This is a genomic window from Paenibacillus sp. Marseille-Q9583 (assembly GCF_976954365.1).
On the sequence record NZ_CDRJTB010000001.1, the window covers coordinates 331,193 to 351,311 of the forward strand.

Genomic DNA, 20,119 nt, shown 5'->3' on the forward strand with positions numbered 1-20,119 from the left:
AATTTTAGAATGCTGAAGTCCATCCCGCATCGGCAGCGAGGACTGCTCCGTTTACAAAGCTGGAATCATCTGAAGCCAGGAATAACGCAACTTGTGCGATTTCTTCAGGTGAACCTACACGAGGAATTACAGCCTGTGTTAGTTGAGTGCGGCTCATGCCGAACTCATTAATATTTTTCATAGAAGCACTAATGTTAGTGGCAGTAGCTCCTGGTGCGATGGCATTACAACGAATGCCTTTGTTGGCATACATAAAAGCTGTATTTTTCGTCAAGCCTACTACTGCATGTTTGGAGGCAGTATAAGTTGCTCCAGCATGAGCACCACTTACGCCACCGGTAGAAGCGGTATTCACAATAACGCCCTTTCCTTTTTCGAGGAAAATAGGTAGCGCTTTACGTGTGGACCGCATTACACTTTTGGTATTGATGTCAAAGATAAGATCCCATCTCTCATCATTAATATCACCAACTGGCTCAAAGCCGTCCATAATACCCGCATTATTCACTAGTATATCTAGCGTTCCATATTCATTTACTGCGGTATCAATCATGTTATTGATATCTTCGACTAGAGCAACATTTACCTTCAACGCCTTAGCTACTCCACCATTACTAACGATTCCTGCTGCGACTTGTTCCGCACCTTCGAGGTTAAGATCGGCTACTATTACTTTAGCACCTTCTTTAGCGTACAACTCTGCGATAGATTTCCCCATACCCGATGCTGCTCCGGTAACAACTGCAACTCTGTCTTGAAGTTTCATGTTGGAAGTCTCCTTTACGTTTATCTATAATGTAAGTATTAATTTATAAAATCTCTAAATAACTTAAAATTTATTCTACTCAAGTTTAATCTTCTGCAATTTAACTATCAATATACAAATGAGACATCAAATGTTCATAAATATATATAACTTGGAATTGTGTTGAAATAGGAATAGAAAATAGACAGTTAGGTGGTCTTCTGTTGCTTAAAAATCGAAGAACGAGTAAATCGAAGAAAGAACTAAAAAATGCATTGATATTACTCATGGAAAAAAAGAATTTCCGCACCATTACGATAACCGATATTGTTACCCTAGCTGATTTAAACCGTGGAACTTTCTATAAGCATTATCAAACCAAAGAAGAGCTTCTGAATGAGCTGATTGATGATGTGCTGGAGGATTTAATTAAGGCTTATAAAGATCCCTATCTCCATACCGATAAATTCATGGTGAGTGAGCTTACTACCTCTAGCATCAAAATTTTTGAGCATGTCGTTTCCTACTCTAATTTTTATACCATCATTGTAAATTCCAATGTTCTGCCTGGGTTTCAAAATAAGATTTGTGACATCTTAAAGGAGCTGACCAAGCAGGACTTAGTCGCGGTTAATAATACTAATAACAATATAAATATCGAATTATTTTCTAGCTATACGGCCTATGCTCTATTTGGATTAATCATGGAATGGGTAAAGGGAGGTTTCAAATATACTGCGAACCATATGGCAGAGCAGCTGATTCAAATTCTGTCTTTTAATTCACACAATGTGATCATCAACACTTCTAATAAACCGATTGAGTTGGGTTCCACCCCAGTGAATAGAAACTAGATCTCCAGAACGGTCAGTCTCATTTATGCTGAAGATAGATACAGCGTTGAACCTCATAAAGGAAAAATTTACGCCAAAAGCACGGTCGGCAAATCCACCACCTTTTACGTTCATCTTTCGTAACTAAAAGTAAAAAAGACTCAATCCCTGTTATCACTAGGATTTGAGTCTTTTTAATATGCTGATTTCATTTATTATACTTCGCCCCAATAGACCTCGGTCTCATATTCAAAAAACACTTTATCATCCTGTTTATTTCGTTCAAATAGGTTCCTCAGCTCCGTCATCATATTCTCGTAACGTGGATCTCCAGGGGCTGGAATGTAGGAAGACGATCTCGCCCGCCCGCTTAATCCCTCGAAATCAAACACCTGCTGATTGCTAAAGTGCGCTACTTGCATCTGCCCTTCCTTAAAAAAGGAACTAAGGATCTCAGGGGTAATGTTCTTATGATTAACTTGAGTGTAGTCGGTGCCAAAGGTTTGCACAAGCTGCTCATATTCCTCCAGAAATGGGGTACCGTAAGTACGCCTAGAATTCCATATCAGAACTGCCTTTCCACCCGGTTTAAGAATCCGCTTGAATTCCAAATGCGCTGCATCCCTATCAAACCAGTGAAACGCTTGGGCACACACGATAAAGTCTACAGACTGGTCTGGCAATTCTGTCTTCTCGGCAGACCCAGGCAATGCGCGGAAATGGTTATCCTTTGCGAACTTCTCCTCCGCAGCTGTACGCATTTCCGGATTTGGTTCAACGGCAGTCACGCGGCACCCGCGCTCCAGAAGCAGTGCTGAGAATATTCCTGTTCCTGCGCCAATATCCGCAATATCACAATTCGGTTTTAGCCCAATCGTATTGTATAAATAATCAATGGCTTCTTTAGGATAACTCGGGCGATATTTCACATAAGAATCAACCCGGTTTGAGAACCGTTCTTTGTTATTCATCTAAATACCCTCCCTTAGCTTTTAGGTTCGTACTCACTTAATTTGCCTTGATAGATCAGCTTCAGCCGATCGCTTTGCCGAAAATCATCCGGCGTTACGAGCGCAGGCAGCTTGTTCCATAGCTTAATGCCGGACCTCTCCAGAATTTCCGCAACAAATTGTGAGCAGAAGTAGGAGTTGCTGAATTCGACAGGTTCCTTCAGTGCGATACCAATTACACCGAGAATATTATAGAGATACTTTTGACGACTTCGGATAAAGACTTTGAGTACCCGCTCCATTTTTTCTACTTCACGAGCTGTTACTTGAAGTTCGTAAAGAACACATGTTGTATTGGGATACTTACTGAACGTGCCTGTCTTAATATCCTCCTTCACGAATCCTCCATTCAGAGGGTTGCTAGGGTGCTTTCTGCCAAAGCTATATAACTCGGAGAGCTCCCGGTTAAAGGAGATCGAGGCGTGATTATAGGGTGCTCTCGTGTAGCCTTGAATAAGCTTCGTAAAGAGCGTTCCGGTATTCGTAAGCAAGATAAAGACCGATGGATCATCTGCCATTTACAATTTTCCCCTTATCAAGATTGGACGTTTCCTTCATAATAACATATGAACCCATTAATGGAATCTACTCTACGACAAGTTGGTGATTAACTATCGACCGCTCTCTATTAACGATAATCCTGATTTTTGCAGCCTTATCGGCCATTCACTTGATGTATGTAGTTATAGGCAGATTACAACCAAGTAAAGACTATACAGGTATCGGCTTTCGTATCAAAACCTGGTGGGGAATGCTCTTCATCTTTTGTTTGGCTACTCTTTTTAATCCAGTCGTCTCCCTACTGTCACTTATGGTGCTAACCTTCTTTGCACTCAAGGAATATTTCTCCATGATAAAATCACGAAAATCAGACCGCAGACTATTTCTGTGGGCGTACTTATCTATTCCTCTACAGTTCTACTGGATTTATATCGAGTGGTATGGGATGTTTATTGTCTTTATCCCGGTCTATGTATTCTTACTCCTTCCGCTACCTAGGCTCATTAATAAAGGGACCGTTGGCTTCCTGCGTAGTGTTAGTTCAACCCAGTGGGGATTAATGCTAATGGTATTTGGGCTTAGTCACTTAGCCTATTTTCAATTTGCTACACCGGAGTATGGAGCGGGGCTTGTATTATTCCTAGTAGTGCTGACACAGCTTAATGATGTGGTCCACTATCTCGCATCCCTTTATATGGGAAAGCGCAAGGTGGTCCCAACCGCCAACCCGTATTTAACCTGGGAAGGTTTTGCCTGTGCGTTTGTCGTAACAACCGGGGTCTCCTATTTGATCTATCCCTACCTGACGCCGCTCAACCCGATCTTCGGGTTCCTGTCAGGCATGCTAATCAGTTTGAGCGGCTTCTTGGGTAGCTTAACGGTTTCCGTGCTGAAGCGAGATTTGCTCATCGGTGATGGCGATAAATTCGTAGCTTTGAAAGAAAGCTATTTAAGCCGTGTGGATAGCTTGACCTACACCTCGCCGGTCTTTTTCCATGTCATCCGTTATTTCTTCGATTTCATGTAAATTAGTTTTCTACAACGATTTTGGTCGCTTGGCCGATAGGTGGCAAGCTCTTGGTCAACATCGGACCGTAGAACGCATACACTTTGTCACCTTTTTTCAGCTCACTTATGGCAATCTTCTGATTGTCTTTCGTGCCGAGAATAGTCGTAGTATCTGTAGTATTTAGAACAATCGTCTCGAAGGAAGAATCACTGAGCTTAACGCCTTTGATTACAACGCGGGTCGTGCCATTATCTGAAGGAGTAACCTCTTCGATCACGCCAACCGTTCCCAAGGTCTGCTGATCGGGAGCCTGTTCTTTCACAACAATCTTGATCGCGCCCGCCAATGGCGGCATGCTCATAGCCATGACCATACTGTGCTCGACCTCGATGGATATGCCTAGCTGCAGATCAGCAAAGGTTAGCTTCTTATTATCAGCAGATACGATCTCCGTTTCATCAGAAATGCCTAGGCGAACGCCATGACCATAGCCGTTGAGGCCGATTTCAGCATTTTTTTCGCCCTTATAGATACTAGTGATTGATCCTTGCTTGATCGTGTCTGAAGCGGTCTCTCCATTGCCTTGTTCCTTGGAATTAATCGATATGGTTCCAGTTGGGCCTGCGACTACTTCAAGCTTCAATACTTTTTCGAAGAATGATAATGGAACATAGGTTTTGCCATTCTTTAGCTCTGGTACAGCACCCAGCGAAAGAATTGTTGTACCATTACGGTAAGCATCTTTTGCAATTTGAAAGGACATCGACTGGCTATCTTTCTCAAGACCTAGCGATTGAAGGCTTTGAGTCCATGTTAGCTTGTATCCAAGCGCTTCAGCTGCTGTACGGATTGGGATCATAACTTCCTTGCTTGAACCTACGTATAGCGGAACATCGACTGGGGAGTAGCCGTTACCATCAATGACTAGCACATATTTTAGACCACCATAAGAATCCTGCGGTACTGAGGAATTAGTCGCTGGTTTGACTGGAGCTGGCTGGATTGGAGCAGCAGTTATGACGTTCGATGCTATGAGCGTGCCAGCGAGGACCGCTCCGATTACTCTGAATGTTTTCATAGTGAATTATACCTCCTGAGATGAATGAAATTGTGCTACTCTATCATTCTTAACGTGAGGTCCAGGAAAAATGTTGCGATAAGATTGATCACTCAGCCGTTCCATAAATGATCTTGGAGCGTCTTTGTCATGTTCTCTTGCTGGCTGGCAAACTGCTTAAATCTATGTCCGTTCGCTCCAGAAGGATGAGGAAATCCCCATAAACAGCGGTGATCATCGAGCTTACCCTCAGATACCATAAGCTGGAGCATTCCCTCCACCGTTTTTCCTAAAGGAATAATTAAATTTTTCTTCTCTACGAATACAGGAAAACGCAATAAAGAGGTGGTATGCAGGTTCGTTTGCTGCTTCTGAAACAATTGGTCACAAGAGGTAAGGTTTAAGTACTGATGAAGCCCAAGTGTATCTAGCATGTGAATTAACGTACTCCTCATGGAGCCTGCGAATCTCGCCGCTTCTTTTGCTTTTCTGCATACCTCTTCATCTAAAAGCCCGGCTTTCAACCCAATGACTGCTTCTTGTATGGCTATTCTCATTTGTGTAAACCCGGGTGTTAGTCCGATAATGATCACCTTTGCAGATGGATTAATGTATTCATTGTGCGGTGCATAGTACATTTCAAGCTTCCCGCTTCGCTTCATTAGAAGCTTATCCACCTGCAGATCATCTTTCGATAGCACGGTCCCCTTCGGAAGAGAGAGCAGCGCTGCTTTATACTGTTGTAAATGGTTAGAGATGAGCATGTCATCCACCTCTCATATCCCTACAATGATCCGCTCACGAGACGCCCTTCGAACCATACCGCTTGACGGTCCGCTCTTCTTGCTACTGCTTCGGCCGAGCAGCTGGCATGCAGCAGCACAAAGCTTGCCGTGTCTCCTACTTTTGGCCATACCTGTTCACCCTTTAGATTAAGAGGCGTTATCCCTCCTGTTATGAATCTAAGGGATTGCGATAATGACCGTTCATCACTACACCCATATAACTCTGCGTACCGTCCCGCCTTCTCCAATTGATCTCCATTTCCAAAAGGAGACCAGTGATCCGTAAGGCTGTCTGTTGCCAGTTTCACTTGTACACCTTGGCTGTGCAGCATCGGTAGTGGCATCATCATTCTTCCAATAGGTACTGTGGATGCAATACCCATACCAAGTGATGCCATCCGTGCAGCCATTTCTTCTGCTTCTTGCTGCGATGCACCTGCGAACCAGAATGCGTGACTAACGGTCACCTTGCCCTGTAAGCCAGCTTCTTCTGTGAGATCAGCCAAACGCGACAGCGTCTGCTTTCCTGCTTCTTTTCCATCATGTAAGTGAAGATCAATGCCAGCATTATTCATTACCGCTAGCTCGACCATGGTCTGGAGTGACTTCTCGATATCTCCATCCACTGAGTATGGATCGACACCACCTACATAGGTTGCCCCCTCTGCTAGGGATTGCTTTACGAATTCAACAGAATTAGACCGAAGCAGACCATGCTGCGGAAAGGATACAATTTCAGATGAAATTTTGCCGGAGAAGGTATCCAATGCTTGCAGCGTTGCCTCTAAACGCTTCAGACCGCTGACAGGCTCAATATTACAATGACTACGCACATGTGTGGCACCGAAACGCTGTACAAGCGTCAAGATGCTCTCCGCTTGTTGTCTCGCCATAGGCAACAGCTTAGGCAATAATACCTTCTCTTCCTCAATGCGTTCGAAGACACCGGCAGCAGGCTTTACCGCTTTCCATGGTCCAGCGAAATATGTTTTATCTAAATGGATATGTGCCTCCTCAAAGGAAGGAAGCATCAATAACCCCTTGCAGTCATATTTAGGTAGATGACTCCGAAGCTCTACGTCTGCTCCAACCACTTCTGAAATCTTATCTCCGTCAATTCGGATATGACAAACCTTCGTATCTGTACCAACCACTTGTCCATCCTCAATAACATAACCCTGCTCTAATCTTATATTGGTTAACCAGTAAGAAGCATTCAACATGCTACCCCATCCTTTTCTCAACGATTTAATATAGGTGCGAACCACTTTATCCTAAATGGTACCATAGCCCTTCCTATATAAAAAATGTTTGAATGGTTTTTAGCATAAGACTATATCGTAAATATCCCAACTTCTAACTTTAAAAATACAGATAACTCGCTGAGTTCTCTAAGTTTGGTCGCCATCTCATCGATAGTCGCAAGTTGCTCCTCCGTAGAAGCCGCTACTTCCTGTGAGGACGATGCCGACTGATCAATGAGCTGCGAAGATTGCACTAGAGCCTTCAATGATTGATGTGACATTGTAGACAACTCACCAAATATGCCTTGAATGCGCAGCGTGCTTTGGGTCGTTAGATCAACCTTCTGAACGATCTCCTCCAGGGATTGTTGCCCTTGTAATACTAAATCATTCTGTTGATTGACCACTTGTTGACTGGATTCCATCGTTTTGACCGCTGCATTCGTATCTGCTTGAATTGCGCCAACAAGCTCGGCAATCTGCTCGGCTGCTCTTTCGGAACCTTCAGCAAGCTTACGGATCTCTCCTGCAACTACTGCAAAACCTTTCCCTTGCTCTCCAGCGCGGGCCGCTTCAATGGCTGCATTTAGCGCGAGTAGATTCGTCTGACTAGCCAATTCGGAAATTACGTTAATGATCTCACCGATTTGGCTGGATCGGCTGTTCAGCTGTGCAATGGTTTCTGTTGAGCGCTCAATGGAACTAACCATAGTTTCCAAGTGATCTACAGATGCCCGGTTTGCACGCTGGCCCGTTTGCACCGCTTTTATTAAATGATTGGAATCGTGAACTGTCTTTACCGTTTCCTGCATAATTTCCTCAGAGATTTCCCCTGTCCGTTCCATCATCGTGAGTACTTGCCGCACATGTTCTGCTTGCTCCGTCGACCTCACAGCCATATCCGTAATAATCGTGGTGATTTGCTTGGATGTCTCATTTGTCTGCTCTGCTGAAACTTGAAGTATTTCTGCATTTTCATTCAGATGATTGGCCTGTGAAGTAACATTCCCGACGATGGCCCGAATATTATCCAGAAACTGATTCATGGAATACGCCAACATCCCAATCTCATCATTACGCTTCATGTCCAGCTTCTTAGTCAGATCGCCTCCGTGTTCAACAAGCTCCATCACATGCTCATTGATTCTTCGCAGCGGTCGTACAATAAGTCGGGTTAAGATAATGAAGAGTAAGACAATAAAAATAATCAAAGCGATAACAAAACCGCCAATAATTAAATATTGGTTGTTCATCATTGGCTCCAAGATCTGTTCTACAGACATCACTAGCACTAGCTTGTAATCTGTATCGCCGATCCTTGTAAAAGCATAAACATTCTTCGAGTCCTCCGTACCACTAGTTCCCGTAGATTGTGCTATGACCTGACCAACCTTTTGCAACTGTATGTCCGGTTCATCAAATATAGCTTTACCTATATCATGCTTAGGGCTCTGGCTTGCTACATATCGACCAGCTTTATCTATGACAAAATAATAACCTGCATCCTCCTCACTCATTTCAGCCAAGCTCTTCTCGAAATCATTCGGCAATCGACTATTCAGTTTAGTAGAAGTAAGCTCCACCTTATAGTTAAGCTTTTGTTCAACTTCATGACTGACAATTTTATTAAACTTAGAAAATGTGTACATACATAGACCTACAAAAATTAACACCATGTATACTACAGAAACGGTCATAACGATGGTTCGAACGGTTTTCTTTTTCAATGTCTGAATTCCCTTCCAATCTAGTGACATCATGTCATCCATAGCTACAGATTAATCTGACCGTGATGTTTGACGCTGGATCTAGCTTCTCCAATGCGACTAGCTTCCTTGTTCAGTAGCTCATCCACTCGCTGGCTCTTCAGCCCCCTTCTAGGAATCTCCTTTAAGACCTCTTCCAGTCCGGTGATCATGTTCAGCGGCGCTTCTCGATCTGCCCCAGGTGTATCACCATTGTCGTGCAGAACGATGATAGAACCGGGTTTTATCTTTTTCAATAAGTCATGCTTTATTTGGGCTGCGCTGACAGACGCCTTCCAGTCTCCCACCATTACAGACCACAACACTACCCGATAAGGATGTCTAAGAAAGACAAGATCGCCTAAATTAAGGAGCCCCCATGGTGGTCGATACAAGATAGGCCGCTCTCCTGTAATCCGCTCGACAATATCAGCTGTTCGATCTACTTGCTTCCGTCTATTCGTCCATGGAGAGTAAATCCAGTTAGGCGTATGTGTATAATTATGAATGCCGATCTGATGTCCTTCACGGTGCATTCGCTGGATTAAATCCGGGAATTGCTCAGCCCTTTTGCCTAATACGAAAAAAGTTGCTTTAACGTCATGTTCATGCAGCAAGTCCAATAATTCAGGGGTATAGCATGGATCTGGTCCGTCATCGAAAGTAAAGGCAACTTCCTTCGCGGCATTTCCTCTGGATACAACTCCCCATCCCAATATTCGAGTAATCACAAACGGAACAATCATATAAAGAATAATCGCATCTATAGCTAAAATAAGGAGCGTCCACATTAGGAAACCGCCTCTTTCCTTCGAGGAGCAAACCGCGCTTTCAAAGACTGCTTACTAAGCACGAGCATCTTAGGAGACAACTTCTCCGTGCTGTCCTCAACGCGATGTTTCCCCTCCGGATGCAGCATCCGAAGTAAGAACCGAAGATAGATTCCGAACCATCGCCGCTGCCATTTGGACTTGATAGGATGCTGCTCAAACCCTATTCCATGAATGATCCCCCGGTGAAGTAGCGTAATCCCCGTTAGCGCCTGCACTTTGCTTAGTTCTGGATTGCTATCTAGTTCACGACTAATCTCCTTCATGGCCTCGCGAAGCATACGTGCAGTTCGAATTCCGGCCCGATCAGCGCCCAGGGTACGCGTAAGCTGCACTACCTGACGATTATCCAGATGAAGCTCCCCCACCCAATCTCCGGGAAGAATCTGATGTCCATCTTGGCAGACTATACTTTCACCGTGATACTTCAACACTACCAATTTGCATATCCCGTATCTCCACACGGACTGGCTGCGGAATTTGGTAACAACAGCGAATAGGCTCTCCCACATCATCCAAAGGGATTGAGAGAATAATTTTATAAATGAAACGGAAGCTACCATCATTTCTCCTTCTTTCCTGTTTAAGACTATCTTCTAGCAAAATTCTTTACTAAACGCCGTGTATACCTGCCGATCATCTTTACCAGACTGTTTCCGAGATAAGCACCTATCCATAGAAATACCGCACCTAACAGCATGAAGAAAAGCGAGGTACTGAGCGTATTATTCTCAATCCCGAATAACGAGATAGAAGTGATGCCGAGTAAGTACAAGACAGGTGCGAACAAGAGAATAATAGGGGCCAAGTAAAAAAGAGTCGCACAGATTAGACTGAGCATTCCGATAATACCCTGCAGCATCAGTCCTATAATCGCTCTCCAGTTATGTTCATTTAGAAACTCTGCCTTAACCCTTTCCCACATGCTGCCTTCTTCTTGAGATCCGGTTGGAAGCGTGCGAACGGAGATATCCGTATAGATTTTCGTTCGAATTCGCTCATGCTGTAAAAAGGTTTCGGTAGAACGCAAAACATAATAAAGGATTGGAATCCCTACTAAGGTAAAGGACATCCCGACCCCAAAAGTGACGCCCACCAAATAAAAGCAAAGGTAAAACAGCCCTGTCGCAAAAGTAATTAATAAAAAACAGAAATTCCTAACATGTTTCCGGATCATTTGATTCATCTTCTTCTCTCCCTCTCTGGAATAAAAATTTGTTCAACTTCGTAAATCCTATGTTAGAGCTCCTGATGTAAAATCGACCAGTGCCATAATGTCATATGACAGTCATTTCACACAAAAAAACACCCTATTGCCTACTCCCACAAGGGAAAATAGACAACAAGGTGCTCGCTCTACAATTTTAGATCATTCGGTTTTAGTTATTCCAAAGTGCCAAAGGCTTTCTCAACAGCCTCTTCGCGGTTCCGTACACCCAGCTTAGCATAGATGGTAGAGGCGTAATTTCTCACCGTTCCATCAGACAAATATAATTTGGCTGCAATGGATTTATAACGCATGCCCTTTGAGAGGCATTCTAGAATTTCCAGCTCCCGCGGGGTCAGCCCATATTCATTACACTTCTCCGTCGGTGCTTCTGAAGCTGGATTCATCTCATAGTGATCAATTAATACATTCGTAATATCGGGTGTTATCATCTTTACGCCCCGATGTACGAGACGTATCCCTTCGAATAACTCCTGAGGCTCGGTGGACTTTAATAAGTAGCCATCTGCTCCATTTTGCAGCGCCTCGACTGCCATATCCGTTTCTTGAAAAGTAGTCAGGATTAGCACTCGTACCCCTGGCCACTTTTGCTTAATAAGCCTGGTGGCTTCCGCACCATCCATGCCTGGCATATTCAAGTCCATCAGCACCACATGAGGCTGTTCCTGCTCACAGAAGCCTACTGCTTGTTCACCATTCTCTGCTAACCCGATAATCTCAAAATCCGGCTGCTGCTCTAAAATAATTCGCAGACTATCCCGGATATAAGGTTGATCATCGACCAGCAATAAGCGAATCATTTCCTCCTGTATCTCTTCAAGCCTTGGTAAACTACAGGTCACTAGGGTTCCTTCCCCTGGCTTAGAGTAGAAGTACACTTGGCCTTGCAAGTTAGAAGCACGTTCTTTCATCGCGTTCACACCAAATCCTGCTTTTAAATCCTCAGTGCCTAATCCATTATCCTGCACTTCCAGCCGGATCAGCTTTTCTTCGTAATGCAGGGTGATGACAATTTCACTGGCTTGACCATGACGAACAGCGTTGGTTATCGACTCTTGCAAACATCTATATAAGGTCATTTTGGCCTGCTTAGATATTGAATACGCCTCTCCGAACGTTCTTAGACGAACCTTAATCTTCGAAAAGGTCTGGAAATCATCCACTAATTTCTGCAGCGACTGCATAAGCGTCAATGAATCCTGGGAAGAGCCGACATGGTGCAAATATTTACGCACATCATCTAGGCCATTACGAGTTAGCTTTAACAAGGCATCTATCTTTTGCTCCCCATCCGGGGTGTTCACCTCAGAACGTAAAGTTTCTAGTCCCATAAGAATTGAAGTATAAGAATGCCCTACCGTATCATGCAAATCTTTGGACAACCGATCTCGTTCTTCCAGAAGTGTCATACGCTCGACTTGTGAGATATACTGCTCCAAGACCGCATTCTGATCCTTGATGATTCCGCTCTGCTTGTGATTGACCATTAGTAAATGAAAGGCGAAGCCAAGAGTATACACCAAACCAATGTTCAGGATCATCGAAACAGCATCCACTTGCTGTGACAGCCTAGACAACAGAATTGGAAACAAAATAACCGTAATCGGCGCTGACCAACGATAGGACTTCTGTGCACTGTTGCTGGCAATCATAAAAGCGGTAGGCAGAAAAGTGATGTAGGATTCAGGAAATAGAGCAGCCAAATATAAGCATAAGCCACCCGAAAGAAGCATCTCGGCAATCAGATAATATTTATAATGAAGCTGTAAACAGAACCAAGGCACTGAAAAAGAGATCAGCCCCCAAACAAACGCGATCCAAAAAGGAATCGTAAAATCCTCCGAAAGATAACACATAGTGATCAATATAGAAGTAGAAAAACAAATCCGAAACAGGAGGACGAGCCAATCGTACCAGAACCACTGTTTGACCAGATTAAACAAGACATTGCCCCCTATAAATTATGCTGACTAGACCCTTATTATAGTGTAACCCCCTGAGGCCTTACTAGTTACAAAAGGTCATGAGATGGGATGACATTTCTGCTAGGAGTGTAATTACAGAATAGAAAAAAAGATACCATCCCTTTAGGGGCAGCATCCCTTGATCAATCCTAATCGATTTCTGGAATTAAAACTTAATTCGTGAAAATCCATTGTCTGTCATTACATACCCCACGCCATTGCCTACATAGTTGAAATTAAAATCATCCTTCAGCTTAAAAGTATAATCTACTGCGAGCGTTTTAGGATTTAAAACATATGTGGCGGAACCCGGGAAGCCAAGCTCAATATTACCATCCTGTAATCGGTCCAACGATACAAAAAATTCTGTCTCATCTTTAAGCGCTACCGACTTAACCAATCCTTTGACATTATATAGAGACAGCTTGCCATTGGCATAAACCCCATAAACTTCACCAAGTGAGGATACGACAGCATCACCTGCGATATCTCTTCCCCACAGTAGATTACCTTTAGAGTTGAATCCGAATAACCGATTCCCTGTCTTTGGTATATTAGTACGGATTAATACTGTTCCATCGGAAAGCACCTGATTGTAAGACACTTCAGTGTACGAATCGGCTGGCATTTGATATGTAAACACTGAATTTAAGGAAGAATCGAGTGCCTGGATACGTGAGCCTTTCCCACCACCGTAATTCGTTTGAATTAAGACACGATTTCCTTGCGCCAACACCGTTCCTTTATAAGAAATATTTTTTACTTTGGTACCACTTTTATTAATTAAAGTTAGTGACCCGGTATAATTCCCATTGTTATCAAAGTTACCTTGGGATGCAAAGACTAAACTCCCGTTATCAAGTCTATATAAGTATCCCTCTGTCTGAGACAAATTCACTTTCCATTTCCGTTTTCCGTCTGGTCCCACCGCATAGATCTGAGTTGCGTCAGGTGAAAGATTATCTGTAAAGGTTATGTATACCGTTCCATCCGGCGCCACTAAATAATCTTTCGATTCACGAAACATCGCTGTGCCAGGGTCTGCAAAATTAACTGACCACTTTAGCTTCCCTGTCTGTGTATCATAAGATTTCAGCGTATCAACCAACCATACCTTAGTTTGGGTAGCATGCTCTTCCTTAGTGTGGAGATACACTGTATTTAATGATGGAAGTTCCACGGGACCCCCTTCTATGCTTTCTAATGCTCCCACAACATTCAACTGACTCCATTGGGGGCTAGGTAATTTCGTTACTGTTCCAGCGGCCTCTACAACATTAAAAGATAGCGTAAAGGCGGTAATCAGCAAGAGCGCAAGAAGACCTGTAAATATTCCTTTTTTCAAAAAATATCAACCTTTCTTTCCATAAATAGTATGTATCATGTTACTTTACTACCTTTTTTAAGGGACAACAAGATTATATTAATCATCTTTTTTTATAAAGGCATAAATTGTATGATAGTACATATTGTTTAGCCAGAAATTATGGATGAAGGGGTCGATAACCAATGGGCGAGAATATCCAGATACAAAATGTAATGGATCAATTAAACAAATGGCTCATTAAATTACCTCAAGAAATCAGACTTATGTCAGAAACAGAAGTGACAGAGCGCCCCCAGCCTCATAAATGGTCACGGAAAGAAATATTAGGACATCTATGTGACTCCGCGATCAATAATCTTGAACGATTCATCAAAATTCAATATGAGGAGCAACCATACGTCCTGCAGAAATATAATCAAGAGAAGTGGGTTGATCTACAGGATTATCAGAATACCTCTATCGAAGAAATCATGCTTTTATGGAGCAGCTTAAATAAACGAATCGTCAAAGTCATTGCCACGATTCCTAACGACAAACTGAGTTACCTCTGTGATCTAGGAAATCACCAACTAATGACTTTTGAATGGTTGATTCAAGACTATCTAGAACATATGGAGCACCATATTCAAAAGCAAATTTTATAACGCATTACTCATCACCGGAGGACACAACTATGTTAGCCGCACTACTTCACGGAATCGCCTTAGCCTTTGGATTAATTCTTCCGCTAGGCGCACAAAATGTTTTTGTATTTAACCAAGGAGCTTCACAGCCACAATTTAAAAAGGCCATCCCAGTTATTATTACGGCTGCTTTGTGTGACACCCTTCTAATTTTATTAGCCGTGTTAGGTGTTTCCGTTCTTGTGTTTGCCATCCCTGTTCTGCAGACCGCTTTATTTGCTGTGGGACTTGTATTCCTTTTGTATATGGGATGGTCCATCTGGAGAAGCACACCTACCTCTTCATCCCAAGACGCAGCACCTCTATCTTCAAAAAAACAGATCTTATTTGCGATGTCCGTTTCTTTATTAAATCCACATGCGATCCTAGATACGATTGGGGTTATCGGCACCAGCTCCCTTAGTTACACTGGCATAGACAAAGTTACATTCGCCGTTTCGACTATCCTTGTTTCTTGGATTTGGTTCTTTGGGCTTGCTGTGGCAGGAAAGACCGTAGGACAAATAGATTCAAGCGGCAAAATCATGCTGATCATTAATAAGATCTCTGCGATTATTATTTGGGTCGTTGCAGCATATATTGCTTACAAGCTTTTTCAGATGTAATAGAACAAAGGCCACCCCTATAGGGATGGCCTTTTGTTAATATCTATACATATTCTTGTTCCTACATTCAGTTCATTTTTATGAATCATAAGCCGTACACCAAATCGTCGTATAATTAAGTCCAGTTTACACCATAATGTACTAGAATTTTGACTTCTTGTTCGGAATGCTGTACATTACAAAGTGGACGAACAATAATCAAACAAAAATACTATAATGTTCGCATTTAGAGGTGTATATAATGAAAAAAGTATTCGATTATGAAGATATTCAGTTAATTCCTGCAAAATGTATCGTAAATAGCCGTTCTGAGTGTGATACAACAGTCACCTTGGGTGGTCATACTTTTAAATTACCTGTGGTACCTGCAAATATGCAAACCATCATAGATGAGAAGATCGCCAGCTTCTTAGCCCAAAATGGCTACTTCTACATTATGCATCGTTTTGAACCGGAGAAGCGTACGTCTTTCATCAAGGACATGCACACCCGCGGATTAATCGCATCCATTAGTGTCGGAGTCAAAGAAGAAGAATACGATTTCGTTGAACAATTAGCTAACGAACAATTGATTCCGGAATTCATTACGATCGATATTGCACATGGTCATTCCGAGGCTGTCATTCGAATGATCAAACATATTAAACAATATCTACCTGCTAGTTTCGTTATTGCTGGAAACGTGGGAACTCCTGAAGGCGTTAGAGAATTAGAGAACGCTGGGGCCGACGCTACTAAAGTGGGAATTGGACCAGGGAAAGTATGTATCACGAAGATTAAGACAGGATTCGGAACAGGTGGCTGGCAATTAGCCGCACTACGCTTGTGTGCCAAGGCTGCAAGTAAGCCTATTATCGCTGACGGAGGCATTCGGACACACGGCGATATCGCCAAATCCATTAGATTTGGTGCTTCCATGGTCATGATCGGTTCCCTATTTGCTGGGCATGAAGAATCTCCTGGTGATACCATCGAGATCGATGGAAAGCTGTATAAAGAGTACTTTGGCTCCGCTTCTGAATACCAAAAAGGTGAAAAGAAGAATGTTGAGGGCAAAAAAATAGTTGTCGAACACAAAGGCGCTTTAGCAGAAACGTTGAGAGAGATGGAGCAAGATCTTCAGTCCTCGATTTCTTATGCTGGAGGCAATAAATTAGAAGCTATTCGTAAAGTAGATTATGTTATCGTTAAGAATTCCATTTTTAATGGTGACAAGGTCTATTAACAAGCGTTTAAACGAGAAATATAAGAAAGTATCGTGTGAAACTTATACTTACTTATATTTTAAAAAGAGGTGAGTAAGACGACTTAGGTCGTTCTTGCTCACCTTTTTTAAGTTGTTATGATTTCTGCTATACCACTTTGGGGTAATCATCTAATAGGCTATTAGATTGAACAAGAGAGGATAATCCCTATGCGGCAAGCTATGATTATTATTAACCCCTCATCTGGTAAAGAAGAAGCTGGAGAATATGTCAGATATGCAGAAAGAGTTCTAGCTGATCAAGGCTACTTGGTTACGATTAAGGAGACGGCAAAAGAACTAGATGCAACTCGTTATTGTATCACTGCCTGTGAGGAGTATTACGATCTAGTCGTCTCCATTGGCGGGGATGGCACGCTTCACGAGACCATTAATGGTCTTATGAATCAGAAACAACACCCAAAGTTAGGTATAGTCCCTTTAGGAACGGTTAATGATTTTGCCCGCGCGTTACAGATTCCATTGAATCCCGAAATAGCCATTCAAACCCTTGCTTCCTCTAACGTAAAGACAGTTGATATTGGTTGCTTGAATGACCGCTTATTCGGAAATGTTGTTGCTGTAGGTTCAATCGCCGGATCTTTATCCTCCGTATCAATTGAAGAGAAAACCAAGCTCGGCTCATTGGCATATTTGAAAGAAGGCCTAAAACAACTTACAAGCACTTCGCCCCACCCTCTTGTCATTCATTATGACGAGAAGACGTGGCAAGGCGATTCCCCGCTTTTTCTCGCCGTGTTAACCAACTCCGTTGGCGGATTCGAGAATCTGATACCTGATGCTGCGGTTGACGATGGTCTGCTTCACTGTTTTATTATTCAAGACCTCAGTATACTCAATACCATTACAGCCAGTATTTCTTTACTACTTGGCAGCCTTAAGGATCATAAAGACGTTGTCTATTTCACGGCCCAAAATGTGACTGTGAGCTCTCCAGAAGCCGTAAGAACCAATGTGGATGGTGAAGAAGGTCCGATTTTACCAATTACGCTAAGTGTTCTCCCTCGTCATATCCAAGTCATTGTACCGGAAGTAGACTAACAAATAAAAAGCAGTCCGGAACTCAAAAAGTTCCAGACTGCCATTCATTTATGGATACCCCGTTCCATATCTCCTTCTAATCAAATAACTAAGAAGTAAATTCTATTCCGCTACAATAAACTTTTTACTTAATAACCACATTCCGCCGCTAACCCCTAAGAAATAGATGGGCATCGTCAGTAATGAACCATTATGCAGGGCGCTCATTCCCCATGTCGCCAAACTAACTAATAAGTAATATCCCAAACTGAAGATCGCACCTGCTGTTCCCACAACATCCTGAAAATTGACAAGCGCAAGACTTAGACAATTAGGTAAAGCGATACCGGCCCCCATTAACATGACAAAAAGGGTTATTAGAATGCATACCATCAACATCATATTCGGCAACGAGGCAAGGCTGCTTACGATTGTTAATAGCAAAGCCCCACTGGTCATCACTAGACAGCCGATGTGAATTATTTTTTCTGCGGCATAGAGACTCAATAATCTCTTGGACATCATTGCTCCCACTATCGATGCCAAAGCCACAACAATGCCTAGAAAACCATATACTCCCGGTGAAATGTTAAAGTGTTCAATAAATATAAAGGGTGCTTCCGCATAGTAGCTAAATAAAACTCCATTAATGCCCCCGATCAATAACCCAAACACTAGTACACGTGGCAATGAGAGCATTCTTTTAACGATAGGTAGAATAGCCACCTTTTTTCTCGCGGAAACATCAGTCGTTTCTGGCAGCTTCCAAAAAGCATACACAAATAACAACACACTCATCATCACTAATGTAAAGAAAACCGCTCGAAAACCAAAAGCTTGATCCACCCATCCGCCAATAAGCGGCCCTACTGCTGGAGTAAAAGCAATCACCGCCGAGATTTGGGCAAACATGGCATGCCGCTTATTCCCGGATACACTCTCCCGAAGAATGGTTTGCGTAATGATAGAGCCAGTTGCTGCTCCAAACGCTTGAATGAAACGGCTGACCAGAAGTAGAGTAATGGATTCCGAGTAAAAACACATCAAGCTTCCAACACCATATACAATGAGGCCACCCAGCATGGCAGGTCTCCGTCCGATGAAATCAGAGAGCCAACCCCAACACAAAACACCTAAAGCAAATCCGATAAAATATATACTTAATGTTAACTGTACAGAACTATTAGAGACCCCAAGTGCCACCGCAATATCCGGCAACGATGGAGTGTAGATCGTCTCACTAATTTGCGGAAAAGCCACAAGAACAATCATTAAAAGTAAAGATGGTACTGCATATTTTTTCATATTAAATTCGCCCTCCTACAAGCTTATATCCTCGAACAATAACAAGAATATGAGCCTAGCTAGGGAAATGGGGGCATCATTATAGCAAGACGACTATAGATCATCATGTTCGAAATTACCTTTCATTGTTAAGTTATTTTTGTTATATAGGAGGGTTTCAATGATTCAACTAAAATATCATTATATACGGTAATAGAAAAGCTCTCAATCGAAACGCTTCGCCTGAGGGCATATTTATGTTACGAGTTTTGTTCCGATAATCCATGTACAGTTAAAGACTCTAGTCATGTTGTGCCGGAGGAGGCAAAGTTGCCGTCGCACATGGATTAATGTTATCATTCTGATGAAGTTATCTTACTTTAAATATGAAGGAGGAATACCTGATGAAAAAGAGATCGCTAAAATATTTGTCCTTTGGTATTGGGTATTCTACGGCTGTTTTTTTCTAGAATTAATGATGGATAGGATAAGTCTGTCAAAAATTAAAACTAAAAAACAGTGGAGATATATAATCCAGATATCGTTATGTATTCTCTATTTAAAGGAGACTTCATAAAAATGAACTTAAATAATAATATTGTTACAAGATATAATCCAGAGAATATTGCGAAGCCCGTTGGTAACTATAGTCATGTAACAAAAATAAGCAGAAACGCGGAAATGTATGTATTTTCTGGTCAAATTGGCATCGATCAAAACAGTAATATCCCTACAGATTTTAATCAACAAGTAATAAACACGATGAGTAATATTGTGGAAGTCCTCTCTTCTCAAAAGTTGACTCCCGATAACGTAATCAAAATCAACATTTGGGCCACAGAAGAAATCGATTGGGATCATTTCTATGGAATTTGGAATAAAGTATTCGGGATGACGCCTCCTTCAATGACCATTGCTTATGTTAAAGGATTAGGTTTACCTGAATTAAAAATCGAATTAGATGTTTGGGCTGCAGGATAAACTA

The 20,119-nt window shown here is 42.4% G+C and carries 20 protein-coding genes; 7 read left to right on the plus strand and 13 right to left on the minus strand.

The window, feature by feature from the left end; all coding sequences use genetic code 11:
- Positions 1-4 precede the first annotated feature (4 nt).
- The gene (locus ACWNM1_RS01400) at positions 5-766 is read right to left on the minus strand and encodes an SDR family oxidoreductase (protein WP_042131593.1); all 762 of its coding nucleotides are present in this window, start codon (positions 764-766) and stop codon (positions 5-7) included.
- Between the two features lie 203 nt (positions 767-969).
- Here ACWNM1_RS01400 and ACWNM1_RS01405 point away from each other — a divergent pair, with 203 nt between their 5' ends.
- Positions 970-1,599 carry a TetR/AcrR family transcriptional regulator gene (locus ACWNM1_RS01405; RefSeq protein WP_449599287.1) on the plus strand — a complete coding sequence of 210 codons (630 nt, stop codon included), beginning with the start codon at positions 970-972 and terminating at the stop codon, positions 1,597-1,599.
- A gap of 194 nt (positions 1,600-1,793) precedes the next feature.
- Here ACWNM1_RS01405 and ACWNM1_RS01410 read toward each other — a convergent pair whose 3' ends face one another.
- Together ACWNM1_RS01410 and ACWNM1_RS01415 are read right to left on the minus strand one after the other, a co-directional pair.
- The gene (locus tag ACWNM1_RS01410; RefSeq protein ID WP_449599289.1) at positions 1,794-2,549 is read right to left on the minus strand and encodes a class I SAM-dependent methyltransferase; all 756 of its coding nucleotides are present in this window, start codon (positions 2,547-2,549) and stop codon (positions 1,794-1,796) included.
- Between the two features lie 14 nt (positions 2,550-2,563).
- Positions 2,564-3,106 carry a hypothetical protein gene (locus ACWNM1_RS01415; RefSeq protein ID WP_042192886.1) on the minus strand — a complete coding sequence of 181 codons (543 nt, stop codon included), beginning with the start codon at positions 3,104-3,106 and terminating at the stop codon, positions 2,564-2,566.
- 95 nt (positions 3,107-3,201) lie between these two features.
- Between ACWNM1_RS01415 and ACWNM1_RS01420 the strand changes: the two genes are divergently transcribed.
- Positions 3,202-4,116 carry a phosphatidate cytidylyltransferase gene (locus ACWNM1_RS01420; RefSeq protein WP_449599410.1) on the plus strand — a complete coding sequence of 305 codons (915 nt, stop codon included), beginning with the start codon at positions 3,202-3,204 and terminating at the stop codon, positions 4,114-4,116.
- Position 4,117: 1 nt separating this feature from the next.
- Here the strand turns inward: ACWNM1_RS01420 and ACWNM1_RS01425 are convergent, their stop codons facing one another.
- From ACWNM1_RS01425 to ACWNM1_RS01465, 9 genes are all read right to left on the minus strand, one after another.
- Positions 4,118-5,176, minus strand: a complete 1,059-nt coding sequence (locus ACWNM1_RS01425; RefSeq protein WP_449599291.1) for a copper amine oxidase N-terminal domain-containing protein — start codon at positions 5,174-5,176, stop codon at positions 4,118-4,120.
- A 92-nt stretch (positions 5,177-5,268) separates the two neighbouring features.
- A complete protein-coding gene (locus ACWNM1_RS01430) occupies positions 5,269-5,919 on the minus strand; it encodes a hypothetical protein (RefSeq protein WP_449599293.1) in 651 nt (216 codons plus the stop codon).
- A 20-nt stretch (positions 5,920-5,939) separates the two neighbouring features.
- Positions 5,940-7,163, minus strand: a complete 1,224-nt coding sequence (locus tag ACWNM1_RS01435) for an amidohydrolase (RefSeq protein ID WP_449599295.1) — start codon at positions 7,161-7,163, stop codon at positions 5,940-5,942.
- A 110-nt stretch (positions 7,164-7,273) separates the two neighbouring features.
- Positions 7,274-8,911, minus strand: a complete 1,638-nt coding sequence (locus tag ACWNM1_RS01440; RefSeq protein ID WP_449599296.1) for a methyl-accepting chemotaxis protein — start codon at positions 8,909-8,911, stop codon at positions 7,274-7,276.
- Positions 8,912-8,955: 44 nt separating this feature from the next.
- The gene (locus tag ACWNM1_RS01445) at positions 8,956-9,720 is read right to left on the minus strand and encodes a polysaccharide deacetylase family protein (RefSeq protein WP_449599297.1); all 765 of its coding nucleotides are present in this window, start codon (positions 9,718-9,720) and stop codon (positions 8,956-8,958) included.
- Positions 9,720-10,325, minus strand: coding sequence for a YkoP family protein (locus ACWNM1_RS01450; RefSeq protein ID WP_449599298.1), 606 nt, complete (start codon positions 10,323-10,325; stop codon positions 9,720-9,722). Before ACWNM1_RS01450 ends, ACWNM1_RS01445 begins: the two co-directional genes overlap by 1 nt.
- Before the next feature lie 23 nt (positions 10,326-10,348).
- Positions 10,349-10,945 carry a sensor domain-containing protein gene (locus ACWNM1_RS01455; protein ID WP_449599299.1) on the minus strand — a complete coding sequence of 199 codons (597 nt, stop codon included), beginning with the start codon at positions 10,943-10,945 and terminating at the stop codon, positions 10,349-10,351.
- A 197-nt stretch (positions 10,946-11,142) separates the two neighbouring features.
- Positions 11,143-12,930 carry a response regulator gene (locus ACWNM1_RS01460; RefSeq protein ID WP_449599300.1) on the minus strand — a complete coding sequence of 596 codons (1,788 nt, stop codon included), beginning with the start codon at positions 12,928-12,930 and terminating at the stop codon, positions 11,143-11,145.
- Positions 12,931-13,117: 187 nt separating this feature from the next.
- Positions 13,118-14,296: an outer membrane protein assembly factor BamB family protein gene (locus ACWNM1_RS01465; RefSeq protein ID WP_449599301.1), complete on the minus strand. Its 1,179-nt coding sequence runs from the start codon at positions 14,294-14,296 to the stop codon at positions 13,118-13,120.
- A 164-nt stretch (positions 14,297-14,460) separates the two neighbouring features.
- Between ACWNM1_RS01465 and ACWNM1_RS01470 the strand changes: the two genes are divergently transcribed.
- The 4 genes from ACWNM1_RS01470 (at position 14,461) to ACWNM1_RS01485 (ending at position 17,871) form a co-directional block, all read left to right on the plus strand.
- Positions 14,461-14,922, plus strand: coding sequence for a DinB family protein (locus ACWNM1_RS01470; RefSeq protein WP_449599302.1), 462 nt, complete (start codon positions 14,461-14,463; stop codon positions 14,920-14,922).
- Positions 14,923-14,951: 29 nt separating this feature from the next.
- Complete coding sequence (locus ACWNM1_RS01475; protein WP_339244041.1) at positions 14,952-15,566, plus strand: LysE/ArgO family amino acid transporter; 615 nt, start codon at positions 14,952-14,954, stop codon at positions 15,564-15,566.
- Positions 15,567-15,807: 241 nt separating this feature from the next.
- Positions 15,808-16,791, plus strand: coding sequence for a GMP reductase (gene guaC / locus ACWNM1_RS01480; protein WP_042192907.1), 984 nt, complete (start codon positions 15,808-15,810; stop codon positions 16,789-16,791).
- Between the two features lie 189 nt (positions 16,792-16,980).
- Positions 16,981-17,871 carry a diacylglycerol/lipid kinase family protein gene (locus ACWNM1_RS01485; protein WP_449599303.1) on the plus strand — a complete coding sequence of 297 codons (891 nt, stop codon included), beginning with the start codon at positions 16,981-16,983 and terminating at the stop codon, positions 17,869-17,871.
- A gap of 102 nt (positions 17,872-17,973) precedes the next feature.
- Here the strand turns inward: ACWNM1_RS01485 and ACWNM1_RS01490 are convergent, their stop codons facing one another.
- Positions 17,974-19,155, minus strand: coding sequence for a multidrug effflux MFS transporter (locus ACWNM1_RS01490; protein WP_449599304.1), 1,182 nt, complete (start codon positions 19,153-19,155; stop codon positions 17,974-17,976).
- A 558-nt stretch (positions 19,156-19,713) separates the two neighbouring features.
- Here ACWNM1_RS01490 and ACWNM1_RS01495 point away from each other — a divergent pair.
- The gene (locus ACWNM1_RS01495; protein WP_449599306.1) at positions 19,714-20,115 is read left to right on the plus strand and encodes a RidA family protein; all 402 of its coding nucleotides are present in this window, start codon (positions 19,714-19,716) and stop codon (positions 20,113-20,115) included.
- Positions 20,116-20,119: the final 4 nt, after the last annotated feature.